The sequence below is a fragment of the Bacteroidota bacterium genome, assembly GCA_030017895.1.
Taxonomy (GTDB): domain Bacteria; phylum Bacteroidota; class Ignavibacteria; order UBA10030; family BY39; genus JASEGV01.
This window is the reverse complement of sequence record JASEGV010000087.1, coordinates 1-10,981: the sequence shown is the minus strand read 5'-3', so window position 1 is coordinate 10,981 and position 10,981 is coordinate 1. Positions and strand designations below refer to the sequence as shown.

The following is a 10,981-nucleotide window of genomic DNA, read 5'->3' as shown; positions in this document are numbered from 1 at the left end:
TATGTTACGCTGTTTCTATCTATCATTTTTACCCACTCACTTCCACGATGAGCCTCTTTTTTAACGTAATCGATAATTAATTTTTTAATTTCTTCTGACATAACTGCTCCTTATTTAATTTATATATTTTTGTTATTCTATAAATAATCCGAAATCCGCATGTCTAAATCCGAAACAAGCACAAATATTTAAAATTCATAAATTAGAACAATCAATATTTTGAAATTCGAATTTAGGATTTATTTATTCGTATTTTAATTTTAATCATTTTCTAAAGTTGAAATATCTCCAATCTCCTCACCCCATTCTTGGGCACGGAGGAGTCGCCGCATAATTTTACCGCTGCGTGTTTTGGGGAGTGATTTAACGAACCCAATCTCTTGAGGCATTGCTAAAGGAGAAAGTTTCTTCCGTATAAAATTCATAATCTCTAATTCTAAATCGCTGCTTGGTTCAAAACCGGGTTTGAGTGCAATAAAAGCTTTCACTACTTCCATATTCACAGGGTCGGGTTTTCCAATCGCAGCCGACTCCGCAACAGCTTTGTGTTCAAGCAGGGCGGATTCAATTTCAAACGGACCGACAAGGTGACCCGCTGTATTAATAACGTCATCATCACGTCCAACAAACCAGAAGTAACCCTCGTTATCAATACTCGAACGGTCGCCGCAAATATACCAGCCATTCTTAAATTTGCAATCATAAGTTTCTTTATTGTTCCAATAAGTTCGCATCATCGAGGGCCATCCGGGTTTGAGGGCAATTAAACCTACTGTACCCGGAGTTTCGATCGGTTCATAAGTCTTTGCGTTCACAACAGTTGCAGTAACCCCAGGGAATGCTTTCCCCATTGACCCTGGTTTTATTTTCATATCAGGAAAATTTGTAATCACTATCGCACCGGTTTCAGTTTGCCAATACGTATCATAAAATGGTTTGCCGAATGCTTTCTCAGACCAGATAACAGCTTCAGCGTTCAAGGGTTCGCCGACACTTGCAAGATGCCGGAGTGATGACAGGTCGTACTTCTTTACAACATCCAATCCCTCCTTCATAAGTAATCGGATTGCAGTCGGCGCCGAATACCACATCGTTACTTTATATTTTTGTATAAACGCATACCACTTCTCGGTACCAAAGCCGGCATCCAGAACAATCTGTGTAACACCACTTGACCACGGGCCTATAATTCCGTATGAAGTTCCGGTTACCCATCCGGGGTCGGCAGTACACCAATAGATATCATCGGGCTGCAAATCAAGAACCCACTTTGAAGTGATGTACTGAGCGATAATTGAAGAGTGAACATGCTGAGCCCCTTTTGGTTTACCTGTAGTGCCGGAAGTATAATGTAAAACAGATGGCACTTCGGGACCCACTTTTACGATTTCGAATTTATCTACCTTCTGCGATTTTTCCATACAAAAATGAATTTCATTAACCTGCGATGTTGTTTCGTCAGCATCTATAACGATAATTTTTGTAAGCTCAGGAAGTTTATCTTTTATTCTTCTAACTTTTCCTAAATGTTTTTTTTGAGTGATGATTGCTTTTGTCTTTGCATCGTCCAAGCGAGTAAATAAAGCTTCTTCACCGAACGCAGAGAAGAGGGGTTGTACTATACCACCCATCTTTAAGACTCCAATAAATCCTAAATATAATTCAGGAACTTTATCCATAAACAGACAAACACAGTCGCCGATGTTTACTCCGTTATCCTGTAAAAACTTTGCAATTGTATTACTGTAGATGCGTATGTCGTTGTAGGTAAATTTTTTAACCTCGCCGGTGAACCCTCCCCATATTAATGCCAACTTATTTGCATCGCCTTTTTCGCAGATTCGGTCGCTGCAATAGTAACCGATATTGTACATTCCGTTTTCGCCAAACTCCAATTCTTTTTCGGCTTGTTCCCACTTAAATGTTTTATATCTCTCTTCGTATGAACCGATATTACTCATGAATGCTCCTTATATATATCCTTCTAATATAACTACCGCTGATACATAATTTTTTGTTTGTACAGTTGAACTATTTATTTTATTTATTTTCATCTCATCTGAAATATTCTTTAGAAAACCGGAAAGTTTAATTTCCCATAATTCAGAAATTTCGATATTATGCCAATAAGATCCGTAATACAAACCCGTTCCTAAAGCTTTCATCATTGCTTCTTTAAGTGCGAAAGCTTTTGCAATTTGAACATGTTTAGGAATACGAGTTAGCACGACAGGTATTTCGTAATCATTTAAAATCTGATTAATGAAATCCTGATCGTTATTGATATTCTTAAACCTATCGATGTCGACAATATCAACTCCAATACCTTTGACCATTTTTCCGATTTAAATTGTGATTAAAATTGAAGAACAGAGGATAATACTTGATTGGTGTGTAAAATATATAAAATTTTTGTGTAAAAACACAAACGGAGAGAGTGTTGAGCAATGAGCAACGAGATGTGGGCGGTGTGCGAGGAACAGTGAGCGTATAGTGTTTATTGTGATGAGTCTGACTCTATAATCCCTACATCGTCATAATTTCGTATTTCTTTTTTGAGTTAATATCAAATATTATTTGCCTCTCTCACTCTTTAAGCGTTTGATGCGTTTAGATTTTTTCAAGTAATTATCTTTTGAGACGATTGATTTACCTAACTTCTATTCTAATTGTTTCCTCGCATTACCGGCAATATCTCCTCCGGCTTTTGCATCTACCTTTAATTTAGGAACGCCGTGTGAATCTTCTGTGCGATGGATTTCAGTCGTTGCTCGTTCACCCAACATTGAAAAATCAATTCGAGGTCATCCATGTGGTCGCGGAGGTTTTCCCGTTTTAATCTTTTTAACTTTTTATACTGCGACGGTGTAACACCGAAGGTTGCTTTCGAAATTTCAGAAGTTAAAATTTCATAATCTTTTTTTTCTCAGGCTCCACGTTTTTGCCACTCGTCTGTAAGTTCTTCTCTGATGGCAATTCCGCGCATTCGTTTTTCTATCCAATCATCGGGATAACCTTTGAGTTTGTAGAACGTTCGTGTCCGTTTTGTGGCTAATTCAGGGTTTTCAATTTCTTGTACACGTTCGTAACCGACTTTAGCCAACCAGCGTTTAAACGGTTCTGCTTTAGGCGATGGAATTGACTGGATTAAACGGAATAAACTTTCAGTATCAGAACAATCCGTTTCTCTCATTTTCCCATCCGGAGCTAATAATTTCAACTGTCGACAAAATGTCGACAGTTCAACTCCGTCCTCATCTTTAACACGAATTTTCATTTTATACCAATAATCCCTCGGATTCTCGCTGTCGGTCAGTGCTGCAATGATATCGATAACCGAGAAATACCATTCATTATTATGAATTATTCTTCGGATTTGTTTTCCTTTAAATAAAGCTATCCGCCTCGGCGGATTATTGTTATCCATTCCTATTCTCCTATTAAAAATAAAGATAGAATCACTCTTCTCGCACTCACCGAGTCGTTTATTCATCCCTTCGCCGTTTTGCAACTCACGGTCTCAGTATAACCTTCAGCGCGTCGCCTTTTATTATGGCATTGATGCCTTCATCAACTTTTTCGAGAGGTAAATCGTGCGTTATGAATCCCGTTTTAACAAATTTTTTGGCAAGCCCTTTTTTCAGGATTTCGGTCATAACATCCCACGTGTCCCAGACTCTCCGACCGATAATGCCTTTAATTGTTACACCGGGAAATATGATGTGCTTTGCAAAATCGGTTACCATCTGTCCACCCGGGATACCCAGCAAAGATATTATTCCACCCATCCTAACGACTTTAAAAGCATCTTCGTAAGCTTTGTAGTTACCCGACATTTCAATAACAGCATCAACACCGGCATTGTTAGTTTCTTCTAAAACTGTTTTGTAAAATTTTTCTTTCTCACGGTCAATCGAAACATCGAAACAATGCTTTGCACCATAAAGTCGCGCAAGTCGGAATCGGGAATTTTCTAACTTGTCGTGAGTGAACTCGCCGTGCGATGCATCAGTAACAAATATTTTTTTTGCACCGAGATATTTTGCAACGGCAGTCGCCATTAGTCCCTGGACTCCGCAACCTAATATCGCTACCGATTTCCCTTTAACATCAACCGATTGCACAGTATGCGTTGCGTTTCCGATAGCATCCATAAAGGCGATTACTTCGAGGGGAACATCTGTTTTATAGAATAATCGAATATTCTCGACGGGCAATGTCAGGTATTCAGCATACGAACCATTGCCATGTAATCCTCTGATAATTGTATTCTTACAAACGTGAAAGTCGCCAGCTTTACATTGAACGCATTTACCGCAGGTTACATGCATTTCGGCAGAACAGTAAATATATTTTTCTAAAAATGTGAAGAAGTTCGGATCGCTTGCAAGCTGTATAGGACTGCGTCTGCCAACAAATTTTTTAATGACAGAACTAGCTTTTACCTGATCGATCAACATCTGTGCAAGTTGAAGCTTTGCCTTTGCGCCAGCATCGACAATTTTGCCGCTGAACTCGTGCCCGACAATAACGTCCGGGGTGTCTAAAATCATCATCGAGTCTTTGAGTGAATCTTTAGCGTTATAAATTCCAACATCGGTTCCACAAATCGCAGTTGCAATTACTTTAATTTTTACTTCATCGGGCTTCTTTACTTCCGGAATTTCTTTCTGAACTAATTTAAAACCTTTGTGCCATTCTTTGCCGGGGAACGGTTTTTCTTTAACGACTGCCTTCATTAGCTGCATTGTTTATCCTTTATAATTCATTGTTAATTATTTGTCTGAAAGTTGCGAAGATTTTACAAGCCGGACTGCAAACGAACCATCCATGTGATGTTTATAAGTAAAGGTTTCCACACAACCGTTTGAATTCACCAATGCTTGATTAACATACTTCGAAGCGTTATCTATATAAAAATCAGTATGTTTTTTTAAAAAATCTTGTATTAAGTTAAAATTTTCTTCCGGCTCTGTTGTGCAAGTACTGTAAACAATAGCGCCTCCCGGTTTCAATAATTTTGCTGCATTATTAAGCAGTCCGGTTTGAAAGACGTTCAATTTTAGTAAATCATCGGGTTCTCGTTTCCACTTTATATCCGGTTTTTTCCGCAAAACACCGAGTCCGGAACAAGGAACATCAACTAAAATTTTGTCGGCACTTTCTAATTCAAGTTCGCTTGCATCGCCGACAACATAATCGACTATATCAATCCCAAGCCGATCACAACTTGTACGGATGAGATTCAATTTATGGTCATACTTATCTATCGCGATAATTTTACCTGAATTTTTCATCAACTCAGCAAGGTGTGTGGTTTTTCCGCCCGGGGCAGCACACATATCAATCACACGTTCGCACGGTTGCGGGTTCAATAAAATTGATGGCAGGGCGGCGCTTTCGTCCTGAATTGTAAAGTATCCACTTTGGAAATAATTCAACTCCGACAGTTCGGAAAGGTTCCGCACTCTGAGATAATAATCGATATACTCAGACCCTTGATATGATAACTTCGATTCTTCAAGAGATGACAAAAATTTTGCAGGTTCAATTTTTAACCGGTTAATACGAATTGTAATTTCGGGGATCTGATTGTTCGCTAGTAGAAGTTTCTGAGTTTCTTCAAATCCAAAACGTGCCAACCATTTTTTTACCATCCACGTTGGATGTGCATAGTAAACGCCCAAATAATGTACCGTATCTGTGGCAGGGTCAGGAAACTTTATTTCGTCAATGTTACGGATTATAGTACGAAGAACTGCATTTACAAGATTAGCAGCTTTCTCACCATTGAGCCGTTTAATAAACTCGACTGCTTCGTTGACTGCTGCATGGTGCGGTATTTTTTGTAGAAATAAAATTTGATAAGTTGCAACGCGCATTGCATTTTTTAAATTAATCTCCGACTTCACGTAATTTCCGTGATAGAATCCGTTAATTACCCAGTCAAGCCGGCTTCTCCACCTGATTACACCATGAACAATTTCATTCAATAAACTTTTATCTAAATCCGAAAGGTCTTTACTTCGCAGTTCAGCATCAAGCAGTTTATCGAGATATGCGTCGGTTCTTTCGATCCGATTTAATATTTTGATGGAAGTCCCGCGAACACCTTCGTATATATTTTGTTGATCGGTTAATGTCATAATGATTCTATAGTATACCTGCTTGTTTACGTTCGGTTTGTGTGTCATCGAAAACTATTTTTACTAATTCTTCATATTCTTTGGTAAGTTGGACATTGCGACGTGCCATAACAATTTTTGCAGTATCGATACTCATTTCAAATGAATTTGTTTTTAACGGTCCCGAGCCGCTCCCTCTGGTAAACGAGGGAATGTATCGGGGTGGCAAACCTGCACCATACAGATTGCAATAAACTCCTACTACAGAGCCTGTATCGAACATCATATTGATACCCGTCTTGGAATGATCTCCAAGAATGGTTCCGAAATGTATCAACCCTGTATTTATTAACTTCCCGTTGATAGTAACTTTAATTGGAGAATAATTATTTTTTAGATCGCTGTTATTCGTATCGGCGCCGATATTAACCCAACTGCCTACATACGCATGACCTAAATATCCATCGTGCTGCTTGTTCGAATGCGATTGGATAATTGTTGAGTCAACTTCGCCACCTACTTTGCATGAATCACCGATAGAAGTATTACTGTAGATTTTTGCACCCACTTTTATAATTGAGTCATCGCCGATATAGACCGGGCCTGTAATTACCGAGTTTGCCATAATCAGAACATTGGCGCCAATTATTATCGGACCGTTCGAAGCATCCAAAACAGCACCGGGGTAAATTTCAGATTCCCGATCCATTATTATGTTTTGACGATTGAGTAAGTGTACACCTTTATGTATTTTTCCTAAAATTGTTTTACCCTTCATTTCTTTTGCAAGAAGGAAAAAGTCGTTTCCGATTTCATCACCGTTAAAAGTAATTAAATCCCACGGATAATTTGCAACCTGTGCATTTATATTATGTATCAGAATATTTTTAAAATTAGGAACTTGGAATAAAGGGAAGGGATTTTCGAGCCAATATTTTTTCATCGACTCTAACGTTTGAGGAGTAAGGTAGGCAGCAACAATTGTATCGCCGCTGATAAATAATTGATCGATACTCTTCTCAAACTTTATCTCTTTAAAAAAATTTTTATCTGCAATTATCCGACCGTTAATAAATAAGGAATAATCGGTTGGGAAATTATTAATATCTTTTTTAGGGTATGATTCTTTTGTAACGCCGGACAACTCATTCCGTGTGTGTAAACCGGTTACTTTATTTTTAAGATATTTTTCAATTTTTTCTTTCAGCGAAAGTGCTCCGCAACGTAAATCATACACAGGTCTGAAATACGTCAACGGCAAAAAATTTTGGTAGCCTTCATCTTCAAAGATATATATTTTCATATTTTATACTTGCTTGTTTATGGGTTGCAATCCGACTTAAACAAAAAAACGGAATGCAAGTTATACATTCCGTTTTTTACAAAACTTTTACCGACTCCGACTATGCTGTTGGAGTTTCTTCTTTTGGTTTAGAATACTTACGATTGAATCTTTCGATACGACCTGCCGAGTCGAGCAATTTCTGTTTTCCTGTAAAGAATGGATGGCAAGCCGAGCAAATTTCTAATTTTATATTACCAATGCTCGATCGTGTTTCAAATGTATTTCCGCAAATACAAGTTACAATCGCTTTTTTATATGTCGGGTGAATACCGTCTTTCATTAAAATCTCCTAATATTTTATATTTTTCTGGTGCTAATATATTACTATTTTCTAACAATTGCAAAACACTTCCAAGTAGCTTTTATTTGAGTAATATCATTTTCCCCATTAAACCGTTAGAATTTGGCGTTTTTAGTTGATAATAATAAATTCCGCTCGCAATTTGAGAGGCATCAAATTCTACTCGATGATAACCTGGCTGAATGTAACCATTGACCAACGTTTGGACTTCTCTACCAAAGACATCAAAAACTTTTAATGAAATAAAGGTGTATTCGGGAACTTGATATTGTATGTTCGTTACAGGGTTAAACGGATTGGGGTAATTTTGGAATAATTTATATTCCGAAGGGAGTCCCGAATTTTCAAAAACCGCCGTAGGTGTAAAACTTATTGGTACAGTTGAGGAAAAATGTTTCATACTGTCGGTATCAACTTGCATAATTCGATATTCATAGTTACCCGCTTCTACAATGGTAGTATCTGTGTAAGAATATTCGTGTGGTTCACCCAAACCTGGAATTACATGATAATTTAGTGTACGAAAATTTGTTTCAGTATCTTTTTTACGTTGAACATAGAAACCGTAATTATTTTTTTCAGTGAGCGTTGACCATTTAAGATCTACTCCACCACCATTAAGATTTAAAGTTGCTGTGAACGATCCGAAAGTAACTGGCAACTGATCTTCTTTAGCTGTTATCCACATCGGGGCAGTCCATACTCGATGACCATCGTTTTGTTGAACAAAAACATAATAATAATAAGTGGAACCGAGCGATTGAGTAACTGTAGTAACTAACGAATCCCTGCCGCTCACAGTGGCTAAAACAGTTGGAACCGCACCGGATCCCGGTATTCCATATCTGATTTCAATTTTAGAAACGACATCGTTCGGGGTTGCATCTGAAACTTTTACTCTAACATTAAAAGGCGGGGCGGTAGAAAAAATATCGCCCATAAGATTTGTACCTACCTCGAATTGAACTTTTATATTGTTATCTTCGGAGGCATATACTCGACGATTTCTCAATGCATTTAGAATTTCAGACTGCGTTAAGGCTGGGGCGACTACAACTGTTCGCTGTTGGTTGCTCATACCGAAGTTTGTATAGTGATTATCTTGATCCGAAGTTGGAGCTACGTGATAACCACGTTTTAAAAGACTATGATAATAAGATTCATCATTCGAGCTGGAAGGTTCAGTTTGTGTAATGTTCGTTGAAAAAGCTGGACCGCTTTTAATTGCAGTCCCCTGTATCACGCAATCGTAAGAAGAGTCGTATACCGTGTTTATAAGATTTCCAAAGTCAGAACTATTTGGGTGTGCAAGATAACAAAACCCGTTGAGTGAATCAGTTTTCTTCCACAGGTTTTTGTAATCTCCTTTTGCGACATAAACATCGTAAACTCCAGGATTCCAACCAATCAATTTATTGGTTCCCAAAACCAAGACGTGCCCACCACCGCTAATCGTGCCCCACTCCTGTCCATATAATCCCACGAAGATTCCATCTTTGTTTGCAGTATCAGCTTCAATTACACCTGATCGCCAGTATGCTAATGTCATTCTCAAACTCTCGTTATGATTGTGGTCAGTAACTGCAAGAAAATTCAAATTATTTGCAACAGTTCTTCCATATTCCATAGCTTTAGCAACAGGAGCCGGGTACGAGGCAGGAGTTTTATCTGCATTCCCATCTGAATACCATGTATGAGAATGGATGTTACCAAAATAAAAATTATATGCCGGAGTTTGAGCAATTGTAAAACCGGTAAATATCAGTATTAGTGATATAAGAATGAGTAAAGTATTTTTTTTCATTTATTTTTAAGATTGATTTAATGAAACATATTATTGAACAAAAATGTAACGTGGCTTTGGCGGTTGGAGAACAACTGCTGCGGGCTTTTACAAATTTTTGAGCTGTTGGTCGGAGTTGAACCGACTACCAGTCCCGTTCCGAATAACTTTCGGAACGAGGATTCACGTCCCGCTCAAATAACGGGACGGAACGGTTTATTACGAATATTTTAGAGCTGACGGTCGGAGTCGAACCGACGACCTGCTGATTACGAATCAGCTGCTCTACCACTGAGCTACGCCAGCAACAATATACAATGGGGACTTCCAAAAACTATGTTTATGTTCATTTAATTCTTTGTTAATAGAATTTTAGTGTTCAATTGTCAGTTAATGAAATGAAAATGTTGCTGTTGTGTTCGTTGTGCCATGCGTTTGACCCTTTTATCAGGGCTTTTTCTCCTTTTCCACCTGAGTGGGCACACTATGCCCTTTCGGGTTGCAGGTGATAGCTATAACGGCACAAATTGTAAGTGAGATTCAACAATCCAATCTTCACTTTCGCCCTCACCATTCCTATGGTACGAATAATAACGTGTCTCGTAGCCTGTTTCATAAATCCGAAAACGTGTTCAACTCGCGCTCTAACCTTGCTTTTCTTTCTATTCCGCTCTTTCTGCTTCTTGGTCAAAGGATTATTCCGGTATCCTTTTTCGTGAATTTGGTTTTTCATGCTACATCGGTTGACAACTCGTTCAAATGGTTCTCCCGTGTAAGCGCTGTCTCCATGCAAGGTCTGTCCCCAGTCGTGCTTGCTCAGTAACTTCTGTCCGGGAATACTATCGTGGGTGGCAGCATCTGTATCTTTATGGCTCATTTTATTGGAGTTTGCTTCCCATATCGCCTCATTCTCCTCTCTGGTATTTCGTTGAACTGGTACCTCAACAATACTCGCATCAATTATCTTTCCTTTGTTGAGGATCATATGCTGACGCTCCAATTCGCTGTGGAATCGATCAAATAACTTCTTATTCGCTCCAACTTGTTTTGTTCTTCAAAGAACCCGGGATGCTTCATTTTCATTTTTCTTCCTCATACTTGTTTTTTGATGCTTGTTTTCTCACACTTTAAAGTTAGTTTTTGGAAGTCCCCTTAGTCTAAATGTAATTTTTGACGTAGCCAACGTTGTTGATCCTGAATTGTTATCCATTCTTCATAGAGTATGTGAATTACTTTGTATCCACATTGAGTAAGTATCCGTTCCTTCAGGATATCATCACCCAACAATCGTCCCGTTCTGTTTCCGCCAACGCGATGATATCTGGCTCCTTCACACTCGATTGCAAATAATTGACCATTGACGGTTGTAAAGATATCTAGAAAGTATCCTTCAACGAAATATTGCTGATGAATTACAAGTCCCTGCG

General features: G+C 38.5%; 9 protein-coding genes, 1 tRNA gene and 1 pseudogene. All 11 read right to left on the bottom strand.

The genetic code is table 11. The annotated features are described in order from the left end of the window. Window positions 1-260: 260 nt before the first annotated feature. Window positions 261-1,961 carry an acetate--CoA ligase gene (acsA, locus tag QME58_12665; protein MDI6804674.1) on the bottom strand — a complete coding sequence of 567 codons (1,701 nt, stop codon included), beginning with the start codon at window positions 1,959-1,961 and terminating at the stop codon, window positions 261-263. Between the two features lie 9 nt (window positions 1,962-1,970). Next, the gene (gene acpS, locus QME58_12660; protein MDI6804673.1) at window positions 1,971-2,336 is read right to left on the bottom strand and encodes a holo-ACP synthase; all 366 of its coding nucleotides are present in this window, start codon (window positions 2,334-2,336) and stop codon (window positions 1,971-1,973) included. 237 nt (window positions 2,337-2,573) lie between these two features. Further along, window positions 2,574-3,427: pseudogene (locus tag QME58_12655) on the bottom strand (Bro-N domain-containing protein). 85 nt (window positions 3,428-3,512) lie between these two features. Then, entirely contained in the window at window positions 3,513-4,748 is a 1,236-nt protein-coding gene (locus QME58_12650) for a zinc-binding dehydrogenase (protein ID MDI6804672.1), read from the bottom strand. A gap of 27 nt (window positions 4,749-4,775) precedes the next feature. Continuing rightward, window positions 4,776-6,146, bottom strand: a complete 1,371-nt coding sequence (rsmB, locus tag QME58_12645; protein ID MDI6804671.1) for a 16S rRNA (cytosine(967)-C(5))-methyltransferase RsmB — start codon at window positions 6,144-6,146, stop codon at window positions 4,776-4,778. Window positions 6,147-6,153: 7 nt separating this feature from the next. Then, complete coding sequence (locus QME58_12640; protein ID MDI6804670.1) at window positions 6,154-7,428, bottom strand: putative sugar nucleotidyl transferase; 1,275 nt, start codon at window positions 7,426-7,428, stop codon at window positions 6,154-6,156. A 100-nt stretch (window positions 7,429-7,528) separates the two neighbouring features. Then, on the bottom strand, window positions 7,529-7,750 hold the full coding sequence (rpmE, locus tag QME58_12635) for a 50S ribosomal protein L31 (GenBank protein ID MDI6804669.1): 222 nt from the start codon (window positions 7,748-7,750) through the stop codon (window positions 7,529-7,531). Between the two features lie 82 nt (window positions 7,751-7,832). Next, complete coding sequence (locus QME58_12630) at window positions 7,833-9,575, bottom strand: CehA/McbA family metallohydrolase (GenBank protein MDI6804668.1); 1,743 nt, start codon at window positions 9,573-9,575, stop codon at window positions 7,833-7,835. Window positions 9,576-9,788: 213 nt separating this feature from the next. Beyond that, window positions 9,789-9,860: transfer RNA gene (locus QME58_12625), tRNA-Thr, on the bottom strand. Window positions 9,861-10,038: 178 nt separating this feature from the next. Continuing rightward, window positions 10,039-10,539 (bottom strand): transposase, encoded by a 501-nt coding sequence (locus QME58_12620; protein ID MDI6804667.1) that lies wholly within the window; start codon window positions 10,537-10,539, stop codon window positions 10,039-10,041. 167 nt (window positions 10,540-10,706) lie between these two features. Next, window positions 10,707-10,981, bottom strand: a 275-nt coding sequence (locus QME58_12615; protein ID MDI6804666.1) for an RAP domain-containing protein, incomplete at its 5' end; no start/stop codon positions are given.

Excerpts from the sequence above, each read along its gene's own strand:
- acsA (MDI6804674.1), bottom strand. The coding sequence starts at position 1,961 with ATGAGTAATATCGGTTCATACGAAGAGAGATATAAAACATTTAAGTGG.
- acpS (MDI6804673.1), bottom strand. The coding sequence starts at position 2,336 with ATGGTCAAAGGTATTGGAGTTGATATTGTCGACATCGATAGGTTTAAG.
- QME58_12650 (MDI6804672.1), bottom strand. The coding sequence starts at position 4,748 with ATGCAGCTAATGAAGGCAGTCGTTAAAGAAAAACCGTTCCCCGGCAAA.
- rsmB (MDI6804671.1), bottom strand. The coding sequence starts at position 6,146 with ATGACATTAACCGATCAACAAAATATATACGAAGGTGTTCGCGGGACT.
- QME58_12640 (MDI6804670.1), bottom strand. The coding sequence starts at position 7,428 with ATGAAAATATATATCTTTGAAGATGAAGGCTACCAAAATTTTTTGCCG.
- rpmE (MDI6804669.1), bottom strand. The coding sequence starts at position 7,750 with ATGAAAGACGGTATTCACCCGACATATAAAAAAGCGATTGTAACTTGT.
- QME58_12630 (MDI6804668.1), bottom strand. The coding sequence starts at position 9,575 with ATGAAAAAAAATACTTTACTCATTCTTATATCACTAATACTGATATTT.
- QME58_12620 (MDI6804667.1), bottom strand. The coding sequence starts at position 10,539 with ATGATCCTCAACAAAGGAAAGATAATTGATGCGAGTATTGTTGAGGTA.